This window comes from Rhodococcus pseudokoreensis, from assembly GCF_017068395.1.
GTDB lineage: Bacteria > Actinomycetota > Actinomycetes > Mycobacteriales > Mycobacteriaceae > Rhodococcus_F > Rhodococcus_F pseudokoreensis.
Genome location: NZ_CP070619.1, coordinates 6,394,215 through 6,417,412, shown reverse-complemented (window position 1 = coordinate 6,417,412; position 23,198 = coordinate 6,394,215). Strand labels below are relative to the sequence as shown.

The following is a 23,198-nucleotide window of genomic DNA, read 5'->3' as shown; positions in this document are numbered from 1 at the left end:
GATTGACACCGCTCCCGCCCGGCGGTCAGATGGCGTATGGCCGAATCGCCCTGGTCCTGCTGACCACCACGGGTCGGAAGTCGGGCGCGCCGCGGACGAGCCCGCTCCTGTACTACCGCGAAGGGCAGCAGATCTTCGTCGTGGGCAGCAACTTCGGGCAGGATCACCACCCTGCGTGGTCGGCGAACCTCCTCGCCCAGCCGGACGCGAAGGTCACCATCGGCGGGAAGGACATCTCCGTCACCGCAACCCTGCTCGTGGAACCGGAGCGGACGCGGATCTATCGCGAATTCGACGAGATGGTGCGCGTCTACGGCGTCTACGAGCACCGAACGAACCGCACGATGCGGGTGTTCGCCCTCACCGCTTCGTGAGACGTTTCGCGCGGCGGAGACCCGATTCGAGTTCATGACGCTCGCAGATGTGCGATGAGGATGGCCTCGATTTCCGACCGTCGCGCCGCGGACGGCAGCCGCGGCGCCGCGGACCGGTAGTGATGCCCGGTCGGGGTGCCGAGGTCGAAGAGATGAGTACGGCCGTGCCGCCTGACGGGGCGAGCGGTCCAGCCGTCGCCTTCCTTCGCGTAATTGCACGCCGCGCACAAACCCGCCCCGTTCTGGGCCGTCGTGGCACCCTTGTTGCGGCGCGACAGAATGTGGTCGTGATGGCGGATCGGCGCATCACACCACGGCGTGCGGCACGTCCGGTCCCGCAGATCGATCAACTTCCGCAAGCCTTTCGGGAACATCCGCGACTGCGACTCCATCGCCGTCAACGCCCCCGACAACGGACACGAGTACACATTTCGCAAGGTCACTCCAGTATCACCATCCAGGGCATTCGCGACCAGCTGCCGGGCGATCCCCGCCGGCACCGGACCGAATCCCGCCACATCCGCCGCCTCGTTCTCACCCGCCAACAACGCCTCGTCGGAGATCACCAGATTCACCGCCACCGGCACCCCATCGGTGACCGAGGCCCCGGTGCCGCGGTCGAACAACAGATCCGCCATCAACTGATTCCGGGTCCGGCCGCCACTGTCGCCGGTGGCGATGAGACTGTCCGCGTCCCGGCCGAGTGTGGCCTGCAGGCACACCGCCTGCTCCATGGGCAGCAGCACACTCAGATACGCCATCGAATCCGGTGCCGGCCGGGTCGTCACCCGACGCTCGGACACCGCCTTGCGGTACCGGGCCACCACCGCGGCGGCGTCGGGTTCCACCGCGAGGGCCTTCGCCTTCGCCACGAGGCCGCGGTCGCCGACGCCGTCGAGAACGTCCGGGTCCGAACACAACCGGTGGTCCACCACCGCGCGATCCGCCGCCGACAAACACGCCGTCTCCCGCACCAACAGGGTGGCACGCCATTCGTTCAACCGGCCCGACCGCAACAACGCCAACGTGTGCGGCATCTCGTGCACCACCGACCGGGCGAACCCCAGATGCCGGCCACCACGGTTCGGGGACTCCCTGCGCGCCAACGCGATCTGCGAGGCGATGCCGCGGTCCCACTCCGCCCGCGGCAACCCCCGGGCCTTGCGGTCCTCCCGCATGCAGGTGGCGACATCATCGGTGACCACCGCCTGCACCGCACACCCCACCGACTTCAACGACTCCACCGCGTCGAGCCACTCGATCCCCAACCCGGCATCACCACACGCCTCCACACACCGCAACCGCGTCGTGAACGCCCGCAACTCCTCCAGATCCGGTGCCACCACTTCCCCCACGACCAGCCCTCCCCCGAGGTTGTTCGAAACTTTGTTCGACTCTAGCAACCATCCGTGGCTCATGGCAATAGCCGAATCCGCCGTAAAGCACGTGCAGCGCAGCGCCGTACGGCGCTATACAGGAGGTCGCGCACGCCTGCGCCGAGGAATGGAGAAGTAGTTGCCTACGAGTGCCGCACCGGATCCGATGACACTGCACCCCGTTTCGGGTCAGCCCCGGGTGGTCCTGCTCAAACCCCTGATCGACAATCCGCTGATCGAGGTCGGGGAGTACAGCTATTACGACGATCCCGAGTTCGCGGACGAGTTCGAGACGCGAAATGTCCTGCACCACTACGGCCCGGATCGGTTGATCATCGGCAAGTTCTGCGCGTTCGCAACGGGGACGACGTTCATCATGAACGGCGCGAACCATCGGATGAGCGGCGTCTCGACCTTCCCCTTCCCGATCATGGGAGGCGCGTGGGCCGAGCATGCCGATCTGATTGCGGATCTACCGTCGCGCGGCGACACCGTAGTCGGCAACGACGTGTGGATCGGGGGCAACGCGACGATCATGCCCGGCGTGCACATCGGGCACGGCGCGATCGTGTCGACCGGGTCGGTGGTGACGCGGTCGGTGCCGGACTACGCCGTCGTGGGTGGAAACCCGGCAGTCCACATCAAGGACCGCTATTCGGAATCCGACATCGCCGCGCTGGTGCGGATCGCGTGGTGGGACTGGCCGATCTCCGTCGTCACCGAGCATGTGCGAACGATCGCCGCAGGCACTGTCGAGCAACTTCAGGAGATCGCCGACGGACTCGACTGAATCAGCCGCACGCCGCCTTGGGCGACTCGGTGTCGAGGTCGAGTTCGCCATCGTCGGCGAAGACGAGGCGCCCGTCGTCGAGGGCGACGGCCCAGCGGTGCACGGGCGCCCAATCGCGTCCGAGGAGCCCCTCCGATTGGGACAGGTCCGCGAAATCCTCGATCACGACGCCCGGCGCGGGAGCATCGGCGTCTCGGCGGACCCGAACGCGAGCACCGACGGCGACATCGGGACTTTGGGGCTGCGCGGCACTCTTCTGATCAGACATGGGTTCATTCCGCTTTCTGCCGGGTGATGCCAGGGCAAGGGATCATCCGGGCCCGCTGCCGAGAACTCACTACAGACGATAGGCAAATTTTGAGCAAGCCTCGAGTCGGAGTTGTGGGGATCATCACCGAGGGCTTGACGCCCCGGAAACCCAGCTAGCGTTGTCCATAATTTGTACATCATACCTATTGACGTAAAGAGGATTTCAGTCCACGATTAGATGTAACTGTTGGTCACACTGACATGGAGGACATTCATGGCACGCTCGACGCTCGCTCTCGGCAATCCGAAGCTCACGGATCGCCAGGACACCGGCGCCCGGCTTCTCCATTCCTCCGCACGCATGTCGTACGACCCGACCGTCGAGGTGGACTGGGACGCGCCGATCCCCGACGACCTGTACGGCCTCACTCCCGAGTGGTCCTCGCTGTACGGCACGCCGATGTGGGACGAGATGACGTTCGAGCAGCAGATCAGGCTGACGAAGCACGAAGTGTCGTCGATCATGGGCACCGGCATCTGGTTCGAGATGATTCTCCAGCAGATGGTCATCCGGGACATGTACGCCAAGGACGCGTCGCAGGCACACTTCCAGTTCGCACTGACGGAGGTGGCCGACGAGTGCAGGCACTCCGTGATGTTCGCCCGCACCGCCGAGAAGTTCGGGTGCCCCTCGTACGTTCCGCGGAAGTCGGTGGTCACGCTGGGTCGCGGATTCAAGGCGCTCGCGTCGGGGGAGGTCGCGTACGCCGGCATTCTCGTCGCCGAGGAGATCCTCGACGTCATGCAGCGCGACTGGATGAAGGACACACGCGTCCAGCCGATCGTCCGCGTCACCAGCAAGATTCATGTGGTCGAGGAGGCCCGGCACATGCGCTTCGCCCGGGAGGAGACACTGCGCCGGGCCGAGGGCATGAGCAGGGTGCACCGCGCCGCGAGCCGCGCCTGCATCGCGATCGCGTCGAACCTGATCGTTTCCAGCATGATCAACCCAGCCGTCTACGCGGCCGCCGGCCTCGACACCGAACGCGCGGTGCGTGAGGCGAAGAACAACCGGTTCCGGGCCGAGAAGATCCGGGAGAGTTCGCAGCCGCTCATGAGGTTCCTGGACGAGGCCGATCTGCTGGGCGGTCCTTCCCGGCGGCTCTACAAGCGCGTGAACATGCTCTGACGGGCGCTTCGCGCTCGTGCGTGGTTGACGAGTCCCTGCACTCGTCAACCACGCACGGGCGGCGGAGCCGCCTACCCCCGCAGCCGGGGCGCGAGGTCGCGCTCGAAGAGTTCGAGGAACCGCTTCTGATCGTGCCCGGGCGCGTGGAAGACGAGGTGGTTCAACCCGGCGTCGAGGTACGGGCGGATCTGCGCCACCGCCTCATCAGGATCCGACGCCACGATCCACCGCTTCGCCACCTGCTCGATCGGCAACGCATCCGCCGCCTTCTCCATCTCGATCGGATCGTCGATCGAATGCTTCTGCTCCGGCGTCAACGACAACGGCGCCCAGAACCGCGTGTTCTCCAGCGCCAACTCCGGATCCGTGTCGTAGGAAATCTTGATCTCGATCATCTTGTCGATCTCCGCGACATCGCGCTCGGCCTTGGCAGCCCCCTCGGCGACCGCCGGCATCAGCTTCTCCGTGTACAACTCCATGCCCTTGCCGGACGTGCAGATGAACCCGTCACCGCTACGCCCGGCGTACCGGGCCACCACCGGGCCCCCCGCGGCGATGTACACCGGGATCCCGCCCTCGGGCACGTCGTAGATCGACGCCCCCTTCGTGGAGAAATAGTCACCCTCGAAATCGACGCGGTCACCCAGCCAGAGTTCCCGCATCAACCGCACCGCCTCCCGCAACCGCGCGAACCGCTCCTTGAACTCCGGCCACTCCCCGGCAAAACCGGTCGCGATCTCGTTCAGCGCCTCACCGGTACCGACACCGAGCATGATCCGCCCCGGATACAGACACCCCATCGTCGCGAACGCCTGCGCCACCACCGCCGGGTTGTACCGGAACGTCGGCGTCATCACCGACGTCCCCAACTGCAACCGCTCCGTCCGCTCCCCCACCGCCGTCATCCACGCCAACGAGAACGGTGCGTGACCGCCCTCGTGCCGCCACGGCTGGAAGTGATCCGACACCGTGGCCGAATCCATGCCGTGCCGCTCCGCCAGGACACCCAGCTCCACCAACTCCCGCGGACCGAACTGCTCCGCGGACGCCTTGTAACCGAGCTTGAGTTCGTGGGCCACCGTGTACTCCTTCGTCTTCACGTCCGGTTCGCGAGATGCAAACCTCTTCTGCAGGTTAGAGCGCGGCCACCAGGCTGGCGACCGCCGCTCCCAGTGCCACCACCGTCAGGGTCACCGCGAACAACCACAACTCGTGGGGCGGCGGCATCGGCGCGCCGTCGCGTAGTGCCTTCTCGACCTGCGACCACCGCCGCATGCCGACGAGGGCCGCGGCGGCGGCGAGGCCGATCAGGATCAGTCCGAGGGTCGTCCGCACCCACCCGGTGCTGAATTCGGGGACCAGGTGGATCATCGCGATGCCACCGGCCAGGAGCGCGAGTGAACTCCGCATCCAGGCGAGGAACGTCCGCTCGCTTGCGAGCGTGAAACGTTCGTCGGGCCGGTCGTTGTCGGTCACCGAATCATCTTTACACCGGTTCACGGGAACCGCACCAAGCAGGTACCCCGCAGTCCTAGATTGGAAGGGCAGGCCACAGCCAGGGGGCGTCCATGCGACCGTTCGAAGCTCTGCGATCCGCGATCTCTCTGCGTGTGCCGGCGGTGATGCTGCTGGTCTTCTCGGCGTGGGCGGCGCTCGGACCGTCGCCCGCTTCGGCGGAGCCGCGCATCACCAGGGTGGACGTCTATTCGGAGTCGATGGGCCGGTGGGTGGCCAACGACGTGATCTCTCCGGCATCGGGAGGTCCGGCGCCCACGTTCTACCTCCTCACCGGCATCGGCGGCGGCTCGGACGGGATCTCGTGGTTCAACAACACCGGTGTGCGGGACTTCTTCGCCGACAAGCACGTCAACGTGGTAATGCCGATCGGCGGGCAGTACAGCATGTACACCGACTGGGATTCCGACGACCCGGTCCTCGGCAGGAACAAGTGGCAGACGTACCTGACGAGCGAGCTTCCCGCCGCCATCGACGGCAGGTTCGCGACCACCGGGGCGAACGCCATCGGCGGGGTGTCGATGGCGGGCGGCGCGGTGCTCGACCTCGCGATCCAGGCCCCGGGGTTCTACCGGGCCGTCGGCTCGTACAGCGGGTGCGCCGCGACCAGTGGACTGCTCGGCCAGGCGATGGTGCGCTCGATGGTGGAATTGCGGGGCGGCGGCAATGCGACCAACATGTGGGGCCCTGCCGTGGACCCGCAGTGGCAGGTGCACGATCCGATGGTGAACGCCGAACGCCTGCGCGGCACAGAGCTGTTCGTCTCCAGCGGCAACGGACTTCCCGGCGGCATCGACAACCACAACCCGGTGCTGGTAGTGCCGCAGACGATCGGCGGCAGTGTGGTCGAGATGGTGACCAACGTGTGCGCGGCCGCGTTCCAGTCGCGGTTGCACTCGCTGCAAATTCCGGCCACGTTCGCGTATCTCTCGCAGGGCACGCATTCGTGGGGGCTGTTCGAGACGGAGTTACGGGAGTCCTGGCCGGTCATCGGCAGCGCGATCGGGGCGTGACCCGAGGGAGTTCTCCAGGATCGGCCCGATCACCGCGAGGGCTTCCGGTGTCGTCATCCGCAGATGATCGCAGTCCACCTTGTTCTCGACGATGACGCCGGTGATCGCGGGCTGCCAGACGCCCGGCGACGGCCGTTCGCCTTCCTCCCCTTCGGCGGATTGCGCGGCGCTGAAGAACAGCAGGTCGCCGTCGAACACGCGTGGGCGGTGTCCGGTGGAGATCTGCTTCGAGTTCTCCAGCCCGGTGCTGATGCGGCCGAGGAGGGTCGACGCGAACGCGGGGTCCCGGCCGAACGAGCGTCCGAGCATCTCGAGCAGTTGCTCGCGGTACGACGTGCCTGCGTCGTCGCTGCCCTCGAATTCGACGCCCAGGCCGTGCAGCCACTCCTCGGCGTTCACTTCGAGGTCGCCGAAGTCGTCGCCCTCCGCGACGTAGCTGTCCATCATCGCGAGGGTGCCGACCTCGGCGCCCGACTCACGGAGTTCCACGGCAATCGCCTGGGCGATGACACCGCCGAGTGACCAGCCGAGCAGGTGGTACGGCCCCCGGGGCTGGACGGCACGCATCTCGACCACGTACCGGTGGGCGAGTTGTTCCATCGACTCGAACGTCGTTCCGCCGCTGAGGATCGGCAGTTGCAGCCCGTACACCGGACGGTCGGGCGAGAGGTGCCCGATCAGTCCGGCGTAGCCCAGCGCGAGTCCGCCCGCGGGGTGCACGCAGAACAGGGCGGGTTGAGCACCGGTCGCCCGGAGCGGGACGACGACGTTCAGCACGTCGTCCGCCGGCATGCTTCCGAGCACCGACGGGTCGACGATCCGGCGGGCGAGGCCCTCCGGGGTCGGGTTGCGGAAGATCCACTGCAGGACGACGTCGGTGCCGAGCCGGTCCCGGAGCGCGGACGCCACCCGGGTCGCGACGAGCGAGTTTCCGCCGAGTTCGAAGAAGTCGTCGTCGGCCCCGACGCGGTCGATGCCGAGCACGTCGGCGAACACCTCCGCGACGGCCTCCTCCACCGGGGTGGCGGGTGCCCGGAACTCCCGGGGCGCGAGCACGGGAGCGGGCAGCGCCCGGCGGTCCAGTTTGCCGGTACGGCCGACTGGCAACCGGTCCAGAACCACCAGTTGGGCGGGCACCATGTACGGCGCGAGGTGCGACCCGGCGTACCGGAGGACCTCGGCGGTGTCGATACTCGCACCGGCCTCCGCCGTCACGTATCCCACCAGCCGGTCGCCGGTGCCGCTGTGCACGGCGACCGCCGCCCGTCCGACGCCGTCGCAGCGGGACAGCACGGATTCGATCTCGCCGAGCTCCACCCGCTGTCCCCGGATCTTCACCTGGAAATCGTTGCGTCCCACATACTCCAGCCGTCCGATCTCGGTCCACCGCACGAGGTCGCCGGTGCGGTACATGCGGGAGCCGGGTTCGCCGAACGGGTTCGCCACGAAGGACGCACCCGTGAGCGCCGGACGCCGGTGGTAGCCGCGTGCCAGCCCCGGTCCCGCGACGTACAGTTCCCCGATCACGCCCACCGGGACGGGCTGCAACCAGGTGTTGACCACGATGACGTCGACGCCCCGCCCCGGGCCGCCGACGTTCACCGATTCGTCGGGCGACAACACCTCGCTGATCGTGGTCTGCACCGTCGCCTCGGTGGGTCCGTATCCGTTGAAGACGAACCGTCCCGGGGTCCAGCGGTCGGCGATCTCGGGTGGGAACCGTTCGCCCGCGACGGCGAGAATCCGCAGGGACGGCAGGTCTTCGGGGCGGAGGGTGTCGAGGATGGTGGGGGTGAAGAATGCGTGCGACACGCGCTCGCTCGCGAGGAGTTCGGCCAGTTCCCGTCCCCCGAGCACCGTCGGCGGAACGACCACCAGTGTCGCGCCGACGGCGAACGCCATCAGCAGTTCGAACAGGGACGCGTCGAAGCTCGGCGACGCCAGGTGCGACACCCGCGCCCCGTGCATGGACGCGAACCGTTCCCTTTCCTCGACAGCGAGATTCGCGATGCCGCCGTGGGTGAGCACGACACCCTTCGGCGTTCCCGTCGACCCCGACGTGTAGAGCAGGAACGCGGCGTGGTCGACTCTCAGCGGACGCAGGCGGTCGGCGTCGGTCACCGGGTCGCCGGAAGATCCGTTCGCGATCCCGGGATCGTCGAGCAGCAGCCACGGCACCACCCCGGGCAACCGGTCGCGGTGCGCAGTCACCGTCAGCCCGAGCATCGCACCCGAATCCTCGAGCATGCCGCGGGTGCGCGCGGGCGGCAGGGCGGGGTCGACCGGCACGTAGGCGGCCCCCGATTTCGCGACCGCCCACACCGACAGCACCCAGTCGATCGACCGGGGCACCCCGATCGCGACGAAGGCGTCCGGCCCGGCACCGCGGTGGATCAGCGCCCTGGCCAGCCGGTTCGACCCCTCGTCGAGTTCCCGGTACGACAGCGTGACACCTTCGCACGACACCGCGGTCGCGCCCGGTGCGAGCGCGGCGCCGGCGGTGAGGACGTCCGGCAGCAGGCGTTCCGCGACCGCGGGGAAGCCGCGCATCGGTACGAGTTCGTCGCGTTCGAGGGCGTCGAGGATCTCGAGGTCGCCGACCCGGATCGACGGGTCGGTTACGGCGGTGTCGAGCATCCGGACGAACCGATCGGCCAGGCCGGCGACGGTCTCGGCATCGAAAAGGTCGGTGGCGTAGGCGAAACCGGCGGTGATCCCGGCCGGCGTTCCGTCGTCCGCGTATTCCTCGGCCAGCGTCAGCTGCAGGTCGAACCGGGCGATCGTGGCACCGAGGTCGATGCCGTGCACCTCCACGCCCGGCAGCGAGAGGTCGGGGCGCTCGACGTTCTGGAACTCGAGCAGCACCTGGAACAGCGGGGAGTGCGCCGTGGAGCGGGGCGGATCGAGTGCCTCCACGACCTTCTCGAACGGCACCTCCGCGTGCGCGTATGCAGCAAGATCGACGTCGCGTACCTGGTCGAGCAGGTCGGAGAACCGGTCCGCGTCGGACACCACGGTCCGCAGGACGACGGTGTTGACGAACATGCCTACGACGTCGTCGAGTGCGGCCTCGCCGCGCCCGGCGACGGGGGTGCCGACGGCGATGTCGCCGGTACCGGACATTCTCGCGAGGAACGCGGCCAGGGCGGCGTGCGCGACCATGAACACCGTCGACTGGTGAGTGGACGCCGTCGCCAGCAGCCGGCGATGCAGATCTGCGTCGATCTCGAATCCGACCCTGCTCCCGTCCGGTGTGCGTTGCAGCGACCGCGGGCGGTCGGCGGGCAGGTCCAGCGCGGCGGGGAGCCCGGCGAGTGTGCCGCGCCAGTAGTCCAGTTGCTGCGACACCAGCGACTGCGGATCGTCTTCCGAGCCGAGGAGTCGGCGCTGCCAGAGCGTGAAATCGGCGTACTGGACCGTGATCGGTGGCCAGTCCGGGACGTGCCCGGCCGCCCGGGCGGTGTACGCCGTCGTCACATCGCGCGCGAGCGGGACCATCGACACTCCGTCCGCGACGATGTGGTGGACCACCACCAGCAGCGTCCGGTCGGTGCCGGAGGTCTCGAACACCGCTGCCCGCAACGGAACCTGTTCGGTGACGTCGAATCCCTGCGCGACGGATGCCGACAGCAGGTCCCGCAACTCGGCCTCGCTCGACACCGTGGTGACGGGCAGGTCCGGGACGGCATCGGCGGCGGGCAGGATCACCTGCACCGGTTCCTCGCCGGCCATCGGGAACCGGGTGCGGAGCGTCTCGTGGCGTCGCACCACGTCGGACACTGCGGCCCGGAGGGCGTCGAGGTCGAGTGCACCGGTGAGGCGGAACGCCATGGCGATGTTGTAGGCGGGCGAGGAGGTGTCGAACTGGTTGAGGAACCACATGCGGGTCTGGGCCAGGGACAGAGGAATTCGCTCGGGTCGCGGCGCCGCCCGCAGTTCCGGCCGGTGTGTGGGCGCACCGGCCTTCGCCGCGCGCTCCGCGAACTCCGCCACGGTCGGCGCCTCGAACAGGGCGTGCACGCCGACGTCGATGCCGAGGGCCGCGTCGACGCGGGCGACCACGCGGGTGGCGGACAGCGAATCTCCACCCAGACGGAAGAAGTGGTCGTCGGCCCCGACGCGGTCGACGCCGAGGACCTCACCGAACACGTCGGCGACGACGGCCTCGAACGGCGTGGCCGGCGCCCGGAACATCCGTACCGGAGCCTCGGGTGCGGGTAACGCGGCGCGGTCCACCTTCCCCGACGCCGTCACCGGCAACTCCCCCAACACCACCACCACCGACGGCACCATGAACCCCGGCAACACCGACCCCGCAAACTCCACCACCGACGCCGAATCCACCTGGGCCCCCACCTCCGGCACCACATACCCCACCAACCCACCACCCGAACCCACCACCACCACAGCCGCACCCACCCCCGGACACGACACCAACACCGACTCCACCTCCCCCAACTCCACCCGCTGCCCCCGCACCTTCACCTGAAAATCAGCCCGCCCCACAAACACCAACGACCCCAACCCATCCCACCGCACCAAATCCCCCGTCCGATACAACCGCGACCCCACCCCAAACGGACTCGCCACAAACGACGCCGCCGTCAACCCCACCAACCCGTGATACCCCCGCGCCAACCCCACACCCCCCACATACAACTCCCCCACCACCCCCACCGGCACCGGCCGCAACCACGGATCCAACACCACCACCTCAACACCCACCCCCGGACCACCCACCGTCACCACACCCCCCGGCACCAACGCACCACTCACCGTCGCCTGCACCGTCACCTCAGTCGGCCCATACGCATCGAACAACTCCCGACCCACACCCCACCGCTCCACCAACTCCGCACCACACACCTCCCCCGCCACCACCAACACCCGCACCGACCCCAACGACCCCTCCACCGAACCCAACACCGACGGCGTCACAAAACAATGCGACACCCCCTCCCCCTCCAACCACTCCCCCAACACCGCACCCCCGAACACCCCCGGCGGCGCCACCACCAAACACGCCCCCACCGAAAACGCCATCAACCACTCATACACCGCCGCATCAAAACCCGGCGACGCCACATGCGACACCCGACACCCCGACCACAACCCAAACCGAACCCGCACCTCCTCCACCAAATTCGCCAACCCCCCATGCGACACCACCACCCCCTTCGGCCGCCCCGTCGACCCCGACGTATACATCACATACGCCGCATTCCCCACCCCCAACACACCCAACCGCTCCCCCTCCGACACCGCCCCACCCGACACCCCCTCCACCACCGACACATCATCAACCCGCAACCACTCCACCACCCCCGGCACCACCACCCCCGACACCGACAACCCCACCACCGCACCCGAATCCACCAACACCTCCCGCACCCGCACCTCCGGCAACCCCACATCCACCGGCACAAAAACACCCCCCGCCTTCACCACCGCCCACACCGCCACCACCAACTCCACCGACCGCGGCACCACCACCCCCACCACCACCTCCGGACCCACCCCACAACCAATCAACACCCGCGCCAACCGATTCGACCACCCATCCAACTCCCCATACGACAACTCCACACCCCCACACGACACCGCCACCCCACCCCCACCCGCAACCACACCCCCCGCCAAAATCTCCGGCAACAACCGCACACCCACACCAGCCACACCCCGCACCAACCCCACACCCGACCCCCACACACCCACCCCACCCAACCGAACACCCGGATCCGACACCATCGCCTCGAGCACCCGGGTGACCTGTTCCGCGGTCGAGTCGACGGTGGCCCGGTCGATCAGGTCGGGCCGGTAGTGGAATGTCATGCGCAACTGTGTGTCCACCGAGAAGGCGACGCTCAGCGGGTAGTGCGTCGCATCGACGCCGCGCACGTCGGCCACCCGGATGCCGGCGAGGTCGGTGTCCTCGGTCAGTCCTCCCCGGTCGATCGGGTACGACTCGAAGACGGTCGCGGTGTCGAACCCGATGTCGGTGCCGACCGCGCGCTGGATGTCGGCGAGGCCGAGGTGATGGTGGTCGAGGAGGGCTGCCTGTTCCGCTTGCGTCCGGTCGAGCAGGCCGCCCAGCGTTTCCCGGGGGTCGAGGGTGATGCGGGTGGGCACGGTGTTGACGAACAGCCCGATCATCGACTCCACACCGGGCAGGTGCGGTGACCGCCCGGACACGGTGCTCCCGAACGTCACGTCGTCGCGGGACGTCGCGGCGCCCAGCACGATGGCCCACGCCACCTGCGTGATCGTGTTCAGGGTCGTGTTGCGGGTCCGCGCGAGGGTCGTGAGTTCGGCGGTCACTTCCTCGGACACCGTGTACTGGGCGCTCTCGGGTGGAGCCGACAGTTGCCGCCCCCGAGCGTCGGGCAGAAGCAGTGTCGGACCGTCGATGCCGGCGAGTGCGGTCGCCCAGGCTTCCTCGGATTCGGCCGGGTCCCGGCGGTGCAGCAAGGACAGGAAGTCCCGGTAGGGCCGGGGCCGCGGCAAAGCCGACACGCCGGCGTCCCCGGCCACATAGAGCGCGAGCAGTTCGCGGATCGCGAGCGGCATCGACCATCCGTCGAGGAGGGTGTGGTGGTTGGTCCACACGAGCCGCGATTCCCGGCTGCCGGTCGACACGAGCAGGAACCGCACTAGGGGGGCCCGCGACGTGTCGAACGGCGCCGCCCGGTCGGCGGCGAGGACCCGCTCCAGTTCGGTGGCCCGCGCTGCCTCCGGCAGGCCGCTGAGGTCGAGTTCGCGGAACGGAACGTCGACGGCCGCCGGCACCACCTGCACGAATGTGCCGTCCCGCGCGGGCACGAACGCCACCCGCAGATTCGCGTGCCGCTCCAGGAGTGTCGCCGCGGCCCGACGCATCCGGTCCGGGTCGACTGCGCCCTTGAGGTGCAGTTCCACCTGCACCGTGTAGGCGTCGATCGACGGTTTCGCGAGCAGGGCGTGGAACAGCAACCCGGCCTGCAGCGGGGTGGGCGGCCACACGTCGGTCAGCGCGCCGAAGCGTTTTTCCCACGTGTCGAGGTCGTCCTGGGTGACGTCGACGAGGGGAACGTCCGAGGGCGTGAGCCCGCCTGCGACCCCGCTGCGCGCGTGGGACACCAAGGCGGACAGCGCCTCCTGCCACCGCGCCGCCAGCCGCTCCACCTCGGTGCGCGCGAGCAGGGTGTCCGGGAAACCGAAACCAACCCGGAGCCGGCCGCCGATCACGATCGCGTTGATCTCGACGGCGGCCGACGCCGGCATGTCAGGGTCCGGGACGTAGCGCAGGTCGCCGAACCCGTCGGCGGGGGTCCAGCCGGCCGCGGTGTCGCCGGCCGTCGGATCCGGGACCTGGCCGAGGTAGTTGAAACTGATCTGTCCCGGTTCGGTGTCCGGCAGGCTGCCCGCGGTGTCCGGGTTGAGGTACCGGAGCAGTCCGTAGCCGATGCCCATGTCCGGCACCGCCCGGAGGAATTCCTTCACCCGCTTCAGTGCGCTGCCCAGGTCGTGGCCGCCGGCGAGCGCGTCGTCGAGGTCGATGCCGCGGAGTTCGACGCGGACGGGGAAGACCGTGGTGAACCAGCCGACGGTGCGGGACAGGTCGGCGCCCGGCACCACCTGCTGCTCCCGGCCGTGGCCTTCCAATCGGATCAGCATCGACGTTCCCGGGATCCCCCGCTCGGCTCGCCACCTCGACGACGCCACCACCAGCGCCGTCAGCAGAACGTCGAGGGCGCCTCCGTGATACAGGTCCGGTAGCCGGGTGAGCAGCACGGACGTGTCGTCGAGGGAGGTCTCGACACTCACGTCCTGCAGGGCGGTCGCGACGTCCACGCCCGGGTCGAGGGCGCGGTCGGTGATCAGCGGGTCGGGTCCCTCGACGACGTTCTGCCACCACCCCAGTTCGGCGGTCCGCTCGCTCCGGACGGCTTCCTCCGCCAGCGCGTGCGCCCACCGGCGCATCGACGTCGCCGGTTCCGGGAGTGCCGGCACGTTCCCGGCGCTCACCTGTTGCCAGGCGGCCGCGAAGTCGGGCAGCAGAATCCGCCACGACACCCCGTCGACCGCGAGGTGGTGTGCGACCACGAGCAATCGCCCCGACGCGCTTGCCGCCCCGGGGTCGAGCCACACGAACTGGACGACGACCCCGTCGGACGGGCGGAGTCTCTCCACGGCAGCCTGATGCTCGGTCGCGATCAGGTCTGCCGATGCGCCGGGATCGGCCGAAGGGTCGAAGGCGACCCGTCGGAGCAGCGACGCGGCATCGACGTCGGACGGAGCGCGAGTCTCCATCTGCCACTGTCCGTTCGCGTCCCGCCACAATCTCGACCGCAGCATGTCGTGGCGGGCCAGCACCGCGGTGACGGTCGCGAGGATCCGGTCGGCGTCGACGGTGTGCGGGAGGTCGAGCAGCACGCTCTGGCTGAACCTCTCGTAGTGTCCGCCGCGCTCGATCAGGTACCGGACCACCGGCGTGGGCGGGAAGGTGCCGATTCCGCCGCCCGCGAATTCGGCGAGGGCGACCGTGGTTTCATGGTCGGCGATCTCCGATTCCGCTGCGAGCGCGGCCACCGTCCGGTGCTCGAACACCTGCTGCGGAGTGAACACCAATCCTTTTGCCTTGGCGCGTGACACGAGGCGGATGGACAGGATGCTGTCGCCGCCGAGCGCGAAGAACGATTCGTCGAATCCGACCTTGTCGACTCCGAGTACTTCGGCGAACACGGACGCCAGTGTTTCCTCCGCCGCAGTGCGCGGTGCGCGGTCCGGCCCGCGCGAGGCCGTGTCCGGGGCGGGTAGTGCCGCGCGGTCCACCTTCCCCGACGCCGTCACCGGCAACTCCCCCAACACCACCACCACCGACGGCACCATGAACCCCGGCAACACCGACCCCGCAAACTCCACCACCGACGCCGAATCCACCTGGGCCCCCACCTCCGGCACCACATACCCCACCAACCCACCACCCGAACCCACCACCACCACAGCCGCACCCACCCCCGGACACGACACCAACACCGACTCCACCTCCCCCAACTCCACCCGCTGCCCCCGCACCTTCACCTGAAAATCAGCCCGCCCCACAAACACCAACGACCCCAACCCATCCCACCGCACCAAATCCCCCGTCCGATACAACCGCGACCCCACCCCAAACGGACTCGCCACAAACGACACCGCCGTCAACCCCACCAACCCCCGATACCCCCGCGCCAACCCCACACCCCCCACATACAACTCCCCCACCACCCCCACCGGCACCGGCCGCAACCACGGATCCAACACCACCACCTCAACACCCACCCCCGGACCACCCACCGTCACCACACCCCCCGGCACCAACGCACCACTCACCGTCGCCTGCACCGTCACCTCAGTCGGCCCATACGCATCGAACAACTCCCGACCCACACCCCACCGCTCCACCAACTCCGCACCACACACCTCCCCCGCCACCACCAACACCCGCACCGACCCCAACGACCCCTCCACCGAACCCAACACCGACGGCGTCACAAAACAATGCGACACCCCCTCCCCCTCCAACCACTCCCCCAACACCGCACCCCCGAACACCCCCGGCGGCGCCACCACCAAACACGCCCCCACCGAAAACGCCATCAACCACTCATACACCGCCGCATCAAAACCCGGCGACGCCACATGCGACACCCGACACCCCGACCACAACCCGAACCGAACCCGCACCTCCTCCACCAAATTCGCCAACCCCCCATGCGACACCACCACCCCCTTCGGCCGCCCCGTCGACCCCGACGTATACATCACATACGCCGCATTCCCCACCCCCAACACACCCAACCGCTCCCCCTCCGACACCGCCCCACCCGACACCCCCTCCACCACCGACACATCATCAACCCGCAACCACTCCACCACCCCCGGCACCACCACCCCCGACACCGACAACCCCACCACCGCACCCGAATCCACCAACACCTCCCGCACCCGCACCTCCGGCAACCCCACATCCACCGGCACAAAAACACCCCCCGCCTTCACCACCGCCCACACCGCCACCACCAACTCCACCGACCGCGGCACCACCACCCCCACCACCACCTCCGGACCCACCCCACAACCAATCAACACCCGCGCCAACCGATTCGACCACCCATCCAACTCCCCATACGACAACTCCACACCCCCACACGACACCGCCACCCCACCCCCACCCGCAACCACACCCCCCGCCAAAATCTCCGGCAACAACCGCACACCCACACCAGCCACACCCCGCACCAACCCCACACCCAACCCCCACACACCCACCCCACCCAACCCCACACCCGGATCCGCGGCTGCGGCAGTGAGGATTCGGGCGAACTGCCCGGCGTCAGCCGGACCCTGCACGTCGACGACCCAGGTGCCGTCTCGATCCTCCACGTCCACGCGCACGCCGTCGCAGTGCCACCGCTGCACGACGGCGACGACACTCTCCCCGATGCGCTCGACGCCGAGGGGTTCGCGCATTCCGCCGGTCACCGACCACGGTTCCGCCGCAGCGTCTTCGGTGACGAGGAACCGGTGTCTGCGGGATCTGCGGAGCTGCAGTCCCACGTGCCGGGTCAGGGTCTCGAACGTGAGATACGGTGTGAGGGTGAGTCGCACGGGTGTGGTGAAGCCGCGCTCCCGGTATCCGATCACCACGTCGTCGATGCCGGTGTGGCTGTGCGCGTATATCGCCAGCGCGGCGAGCAGGACGGCTGCCGGGCCGCCGCCGCTGCCGCGCGCGAGCCGTGCGAGGGCGCCGTCGGCGGGAATGGTGGCGTGGCGCTGGTCCTCGTCTTCGGAGACCGGACCGGGTGGGCTCTCCTGTCGCGGCACACCGGCCAGCAATTGCTCCCAGTAACGCCGGTCGTCTGCCCACGCACCGCTCTCGCGGTAGCGGGCGTCCGATGTCAGCGGGACGGTGGGCGGCGCGAACGGCCGGGTCTCCGGCGGCGCGGCCGGGGCCGCCTCCCCCGACTCGTAGGCCTCGGCGGTGCGGCGGACGATCGCCGCCATGCCCGGGTCGTCGTTGACCAGGCGGTGGTAGCGCTGGAACCAGCCGTATCGGCCGTGCGGCAGCCGGAACAGGACGTGCACGTACAGCGGTCCGGTGGCGGGGTCCATCGGACGGGCCAGTTCCCGGTCGATCCACGTCGCCGCGTGCAGGCCGGGGGCGGTGACGTCGAGGACGTCGGGACCGGTGACCGCGGTTCCGGTGATCTGCCCGGGCTCGGGGCCGTCGAGCACGAAAGTGCTGTGCAGGCTCTGACATTCGGACAGCGTCCGGTGCAATGCGCGGCAGAACCGGTCTTCGTCGAGCGGGCCCTCGAGTTCGAGGTACTGGCCGAACGTGTTGTCGGGGAGGTGGGCGCGGAGTACCGCGATCTGGTCGTAGGTGAGGGGCAGCACCTCACCGGTACTCATGGAATCCCCGTCCGGTCTTGCGCCCCAGGTGGCCGGCCTCGACCAGCGCGACGAGCGTCGCGGGCGGGCGGTAGCGGTCGTCGCCGGTCAACTCGCGCAGCGCGGTCATCGTGTCGTGGACGTTGTCCAGGCCGATCAGGTCGGCGGTCCGCAGCGGCCCCATCGGGTGGCCGAGGCAGCCCTCGAACAACGCGTCGGTGGTCTCCGCGTCGGCGATCCCGTCGCCGACGGCGGCCGCGGCCTCGGCGATGCAGAGCATGAGGACTCGGTTCAGCAGGAATCCGGGTCCGTCGCCGACGACGATGCCGGTCTTGCCCAGCGAGGTGAGGAGTGCCAGCGCGCGGTCCAGCGACTGCGTCGATGTCCGCGGGCCCCGCACCACCTCGACGGTGTCCTTGAGCGGTGCGGGGTTCATGAAGTGCAGCCCGACCACCTGTTCCGGCCTGGTGGTGCTCGCCGCGAGCCGGTCGACGGGGATGCCCGACGTGCACGACGCGAGGAGGGTGCCGGGTGCGCAGACCCGGTCGAGTTCGGCGAAGACCTTCTCCTTGAGGTCGATTCGCTCGGGGACGCATTCGATGACGACGGCGGCGTCGCGCAGATCGGTGATCTGCCCGGTCCAGTGCACCCGCGCGGTGACCTCGGCGGGTTTCGGACCGCCGTTCCGGCCGAGGAGTATCGCCAGCCGCAGTGAGTCGCGCATCCGGGACCGGGCCTGTTCGACGGCCTGCTGGTCGGGGTCGACGACGGTGACGTCGTGGCCGGCCCGCGCCAGGCTTTCGGCCACCCCTGCGCCCATGGTTCCCGCCCCCACCACACCGATCCTCATCGCGCTGCCCCCGAGGTGAAGCCGGTGGTGAAACCGGTGTCGTCCTGATGCACGTATTCCATCGCCACCTCCTGAGTGGGCAGGTCGGGGTGAGCCACCAGTCCGGCGTGTAGCCTGCGGAGGTCGGCGAGCATCGCACCGGCGGTGCTCGCGTCGAACAGGTCGGTGGCGTAGTCGAGTTGGAGGGTGAGCGCCGAGGGGCCGCGGGTCCACGACAGCCCGAGTTCGACGGGTGACGGGCCCGCGGGGACGTCGCCGTCTCCGCGTTCACCGTCGCAGCGCACGGGGAAGTGCTGCGCCGCCGCGTCGGCCGCGCGGCGATCCGCGAACAACTCCCGGCGCACGGTCTCCACCAGTTCCGGGTAGGTGGGTTCGGCCGACAGGTCCACGGCCACGATCTGAGGCGCGGCCACCGCCACCTCGTCCTGCGCGGTGTACCAGGCGAGCAGCGTGAGCCAGGCGGCGAGCAGTTCCGGGAGGTCCGGGTGTCCGTCGAGCGTCGCCGTCACCCGTGCCACGGAATAGCTCGGCGGTCCGGTGCCGTCGGAGGGCTGCCGGGGCCGGTCGGCCGGAACCAGCGGCGCCGCGACCGGAGGCGGTGCAGGCGCCGGCGCGGACGACGACTCGGTGAGGAACACGGAGATCGTCTGCGTGCGAGTCGATCCCACGATGCCCTCCAGGATGCGGACGTATTCGTCGCACAGCGCGGCGGCGGTCTGCTCGGTGAACAGCTCCGTGCTGAACTCGAGTCCCGCGGCCATGTCGTCCTCGCCGCCCCGTTCCGTGGTGACGAGGGTGAGATCGAATTTGGCCGTGCCCGACGGCACCCCGCCGAACGCGATGGCGGCGGGGTCGTCCTGGTCGAACAGAGTCTCGGTGAGTCCGTGCTGCGACTGCAGCGCGGGCAGTTCCTGGTGGACGTGACAGACGTCGAACAGTGGTGTCCGGCTCAGGTCCCGGTCGCCGGTGAGCGCGGTGACGACACGGTCGAACGGGATCTCCTGGTGTTCGAGGGCACCGAGCACGACGTCCCGCACCCGTGCGCACAGTTCCGAGATGCTCGGGTCCCCGGACAGGTCGGCGCGCAGGGCCACCGTGCTGTTGAAGTACCCGATCATGCCGGACAGTTCCGGCCGGTTGCGTCCGGTCGTCGGTGTCCCGACAACGAGGTCGCGCTGTCGGCTGCGGCTCGCCATGAGGAGGTAGAACGCGGAGAGCAGCACCACGAACAGCGACACGGACTCCCGCCGCGCCACGTCCCGCAGGCTCCGTGTCAATTCTTCGGACACGGTGAACGTGTGGAACGCCCCGGTGAAGTTCTTCCGCTCCGGGCGCGGGAAATCGGTGGGCAGCCGCAGCAGCGGGACGTCGTCGAGAACTGCTTTCCAGTAGTCGAGTTCGCCGTCGAGCGCCGCGCTCGCGATCAGTTCCCGCTGCCACAGGGCGTAGTCCCAGTACTGGACGGGGAGCGGTGCGAGGCCGGCGGGGCGACCGGCGCGGCGGGCCGCGTACAGGGCGGGCAGTTCCTGCTCGAAGATCCTCGGCGAACCCCCGTCGTTGACGGAGTGGTGGGTGGTGACCTGCAGGACGTGCTCGTCCGGGGCGAGTCTGATGAGCAGTGCCCGCACGAGTGGGTCGGTGGCCAGGTCGAACGGCGCCGCCGCGGCCTCCTGTACGAGTGCCCGGGCCGCGGCCACCGGATCCGGTTCCCCCGACACGTCGGCGGTGCGGAAGAAGTCGCCGAGGGAGTCGCGGATCCGCAGTTCCGGCTCCCCGTCGATCTCGACGTAGTTGGACAGCAGCACCCGGTGCCGTGCGGCGAGGTCGTCCCACATTCCGCGGACGGCGGATTCGTCGATCGGACCGTGCAGGTCGCTGACCATCGGGAGGTTGTAGATGGTGGTGGCGGCGTCGAGCTGATGGTGGAACCACATGCGTACCTGCCCGAACGACATGACGTGCCGCCCCCGGGGTGTGATCGGGGGCAGCCCGCCGGCCGCGGACGTGCCGTCCGCGAGGAGCGCGGCGAAGTCCGCCACCTTCGGCCGCTCGTAGAGGTCGATGAGTTTGGGCCGGACCCCGTACCGGTCCGACACCCGGTCGACGAGTTGCATGCCGATGAGCGAGTTCCCACCGAGGTCGAAATAGTCGTCTTCGGCGTCGACGTCCCGCTCGGTGTGGAGCAGTTCGCGCAGTGTCGTCTGCAGCCAGTCGAGGCTGTCTTCCGGTGCGGCCGTCACCGGCCTCGGGTTCGGGTCCGCCGAGGGGACTTCCGGTGTTCCGGTCCAGTCTGGCCTGCCCGGAAGGTCGAACCAGCACCGCGAACCGCGCAGCGGGTGACCGGGCAGTCGCACCCGCCAGGCGGAGTCGTCGCCGACGTCGACGGCGGCCCAGTCGAGGTCGACGCCACGCTCGTACAGCCCGGCCAGGAGGTCGATGACCGCCTCGGATGTGTCCGGTGCTCGGAGGATGTCGGCGTCCCGAAGCGCGTCGGCGAGGAGTGCGCCGAGGCGCCCCGCCGGGCTCGGCTCGACGAAGGCGACGGGTCCGTCCGCGAGCATTCCTTTCGCGACGGCGACGAGCCTGTCCGTGTCGAACGCAGGGTTCGCGGCCGCGGCGGCGAGGTCGGCGGCGTCCACCGCCGACAGTGGGTCCCGCAGATACCGGGCGGCGTAACGGGACACTCCGCCGCTGAGGACGGCGTCGACGGTGACGCCGGCGGCGCGGAGTTCCCGGTGGACGGCGATCTGCCCGGCGAGGACGTCCGCCTCGTCGCCGGTGGCGGGAAGCTCCGGCGGCAGGTCGCGGCCGCGCAGCGCGGCAGGCATCCGGTCGGGTGACAGCAGCAACGCCACCGCAGGGCGCGGCGCGGTCGCCGGTGTGGAGTTTTCGCCGCGGGCGCCCAGTTCCGCGGCACGGGCGGCGAGCGACCGCGAGAGTTCCGCAATGCTGCGTGCCTGCACCGCCACCCGGTGGTCGTGGTGCGGCCGGCCGCGGTTGAGGGTGAAGACGACGTCGTCGAGGTCGTACGCGCGCACGGCCGTCGCCAGTTCGGCGCACAGCGTCGCCAGCGCGCCCACACTCTTCGCCGACACCCCGACCAGCCGGCTGGTACCGGTGCCGGGTCGGACGGCGACCGCACGCTCCGGTGGCTGTTCCACCACGCAGTGCGCGTTGATGCCGCCGAGGCTGAACGAACTCACCCCCGCCCGCCGCGGCCCGGTCTCGTCGCTCCACGTCCGGGCCCCGGTGACCACCTCGATGCCGATGCCCGCCAGATCGACCCCGCCGGTGGGATGTTCGAAGTGCAGCGACGGATACAGCTCGCCGTGTTCGACGGCCATGATCGCCTTCACGAGGCCGGACACCCCGGCCGCGTGGTCGAGGTGCCCGATGTTGGTCTTCACCGAACCGATCGGCAGGACGCCCGGCCGGTCCCGGAACGCGGCCGCGATCCCTTCGAGTTCGACGGCGTCGCCGAGCGGCGTTCCCGACCCGTGCGCCTCCAGGTAGCCGGCGTCGTCCGGGGTGAGGCCCGCGTTCTGCCAGGCCCGGGAGATAACGGCCACCTGCGCCCGGGCGCTCGGGGAGCTGATGGTCGCGGACGAATGACCGCTGGACACCGTTGCGGTGCCGCGGATCACGGCGTGGACCGGGAGGCGGTCGGCGCGGGCACGCGCCATCGTGGTGAGGAGAAGCGCTGCTCCGCCCTCGCCGACCGCGGTGCCGTCCGCGTTCGCGTCGAATGCCCGGCAGCGCGCGCCGGGTGACATCAGTTCCGCGGACCCCTCCGCCATGTCCTCGCGAATACCGTTCACGCGCAGGCTCACTCCGCCGGCGATGGCGAAGTCGGCGTCACCCGATCGCAGCTCCCGGCAGCCGTGGTGCACCGCGATGAGCGATCCGTTGCATCCCGAATCGACGGCGTAGCACGGTCCGGTGAGGCCGAGGTGGTACGCGATCCGGGCGGGGACGGCGAACGGAACGTTACCCAGCGTGCTCAGCACACCCGGTTCCGCCCACATCGCCGGATACGTCGACCCGGCGGCGCTGAACACCACCGCCGTGGCGCTGTCCCGGAAGTCGGTCACCGAGTAGCCGGCGTCCTCGACCGCCTGATACGCGAGGACCAGCGCGAGCCGCTGCTGCGGATCGATCAGCGACGCTTCCCGTTTCGACAGGGTGAAGTAGGAGTAGTCGAACGTGGAGATGTCCTCGACGAACCCCATCGGGTGGTAGTGGGACGGCGGCCCCAGCCCGGTCGCCTCGGCCCGGGACCGCGACAGCGGACGCACCGAGTCCCGGCCCGCCGCGAGGTTGGCGCGGAATTCCGCCAGGTTCGCGGCCTCGGGGTAGCGCGCGGCGATACCGACCACGGCAATGTCGTCGTCGTCCGGTGTGGGATGTCGCACGGTCACGGTTGCCTCCTC

Annotated in this window: 10 protein-coding genes and 1 pseudogene; 4 read left to right on the top strand and 7 right to left on the bottom strand. The window is 69.2% G+C overall.

Going from position 1 to position 23,198, the window contains the following annotated elements; genetic code table 11:
- Nucleotides 1-44: 44 nt before the first annotated feature.
- A pseudogene (locus JWS13_RS34395) lies at nucleotides 45-374 on the top strand (nitroreductase/quinone reductase family protein); the annotation flags it as partial.
- Nucleotides 375-406: 32 nt separating this feature from the next.
- On the opposite strand, the gene JWS13_RS34390 reads toward JWS13_RS34395, so the two are convergent.
- A complete protein-coding gene (locus tag JWS13_RS34390) occupies nucleotides 407-1,729 on the bottom strand; it encodes an HNH endonuclease (protein WP_206009901.1) in 1,323 nt (440 codons plus the stop codon).
- Nucleotides 1,730-1,916: 187 nt separating this feature from the next.
- On the opposite strand from JWS13_RS34390, the gene JWS13_RS34385 reads away from it, so the two are divergent.
- Nucleotides 1,917-2,540 carry a CatB-related O-acetyltransferase gene (locus JWS13_RS34385; protein ID WP_206011855.1) on the top strand — a complete coding sequence of 208 codons (624 nt, stop codon included), beginning with the start codon at nucleotides 1,917-1,919 and terminating at the stop codon, nucleotides 2,538-2,540.
- A 1-nt stretch (nucleotide 2,541) separates the two neighbouring features.
- Here JWS13_RS34385 and JWS13_RS34380 read toward each other — a convergent pair whose 3' ends face one another.
- A complete protein-coding gene (locus JWS13_RS34380) occupies nucleotides 2,542-2,808 on the bottom strand; it encodes a hypothetical protein (RefSeq protein ID WP_206009900.1) in 267 nt (88 codons plus the stop codon).
- Nucleotides 2,809-3,063: 255 nt separating this feature from the next.
- Between JWS13_RS34380 and JWS13_RS34375 the strand changes: the two genes are divergently transcribed.
- Entirely contained in the window at nucleotides 3,064-3,978 is a 915-nt protein-coding gene (locus tag JWS13_RS34375) for an AurF N-oxygenase family protein (protein WP_206009899.1), read from the top strand.
- 71 nt (nucleotides 3,979-4,049) lie between these two features.
- Here JWS13_RS34375 and fgd read toward each other — a convergent pair whose 3' ends face one another.
- Together fgd and JWS13_RS34365 are read right to left on the bottom strand one after the other, a co-directional pair.
- A complete protein-coding gene (gene fgd / locus JWS13_RS34370; RefSeq protein ID WP_206009898.1) occupies nucleotides 4,050-5,057 on the bottom strand; it encodes a glucose-6-phosphate dehydrogenase (coenzyme-F420) in 1,008 nt (335 codons plus the stop codon).
- A gap of 55 nt (nucleotides 5,058-5,112) precedes the next feature.
- On the bottom strand, nucleotides 5,113-5,454 hold the full coding sequence (locus tag JWS13_RS34365; RefSeq protein WP_073370691.1) for a YidH family protein: 342 nt from the start codon (nucleotides 5,452-5,454) through the stop codon (nucleotides 5,113-5,115).
- Nucleotides 5,455-5,546: 92 nt separating this feature from the next.
- Here JWS13_RS34365 and JWS13_RS34360 point away from each other — a divergent pair, with 92 nt between their 5' ends.
- Nucleotides 5,547-6,506 carry an alpha/beta hydrolase gene (locus tag JWS13_RS34360; protein ID WP_206009897.1) on the top strand — a complete coding sequence of 320 codons (960 nt, stop codon included), beginning with the start codon at nucleotides 5,547-5,549 and terminating at the stop codon, nucleotides 6,504-6,506.
- On the opposite strand, the gene JWS13_RS34355 is transcribed toward JWS13_RS34360, so the two are convergent.
- Genes JWS13_RS34355 through JWS13_RS34345 form a run of 3 tightly spaced genes read right to left on the bottom strand, consistent with a single transcriptional unit; the run spans nucleotide 6,462 to nucleotide 23,186 of the window.
- Entirely contained in the window at nucleotides 6,462-17,939 is an 11,478-nt protein-coding gene (locus tag JWS13_RS34355; RefSeq protein ID WP_206009896.1) for a non-ribosomal peptide synthetase, read from the bottom strand. The genes JWS13_RS34360 and JWS13_RS34355 overlap by 45 nt on opposite strands.
- Complete coding sequence (locus JWS13_RS34350) at nucleotides 17,926-18,768, bottom strand: 3-hydroxyacyl-CoA dehydrogenase family protein (protein WP_206009895.1); 843 nt, start codon at nucleotides 18,766-18,768, stop codon at nucleotides 17,926-17,928. Before JWS13_RS34350 ends, JWS13_RS34355 begins: the two co-directional genes overlap by 14 nt.
- The gene (locus JWS13_RS34345; RefSeq protein ID WP_206009894.1) at nucleotides 18,765-23,186 is read right to left on the bottom strand and encodes a condensation domain-containing protein; all 4,422 of its coding nucleotides are present in this window, start codon (nucleotides 23,184-23,186) and stop codon (nucleotides 18,765-18,767) included. Before JWS13_RS34345 ends, JWS13_RS34350 begins: the two co-directional genes overlap by 4 nt.
- Nucleotides 23,187-23,198: the final 12 nt, after the last annotated feature.

Coding starts and splice junctions, on each gene's coding strand:
- JWS13_RS34375 (WP_206009899.1), top strand. CDS start 3,064: ATGGCACGCTCGACGCTCGCTCTCGGCAATCCGAAGCTCACGGATCGC.
- JWS13_RS34360 (WP_206009897.1), top strand. CDS start 5,547: ATGCGACCGTTCGAAGCTCTGCGATCCGCGATCTCTCTGCGTGTGCCG.
- JWS13_RS34350 (WP_206009895.1), bottom strand. CDS start 18,768: ATGAGGATCGGTGTGGTGGGGGCGGGAACCATGGGCGCAGGGGTGGCC.
- JWS13_RS34380 (WP_206009900.1), bottom strand. CDS start 2,808: ATGTCTGATCAGAAGAGTGCCGCGCAGCCCCAAAGTCCCGATGTCGCC.
- JWS13_RS34385 (WP_206011855.1), top strand. CDS start 1,917: ATGACACTGCACCCCGTTTCGGGTCAGCCCCGGGTGGTCCTGCTCAAA.
- JWS13_RS34355 (WP_206009896.1), bottom strand. CDS start 17,939: ATGAGTACCGGTGAGGTGCTGCCCCTCACCTACGACCAGATCGCGGTA.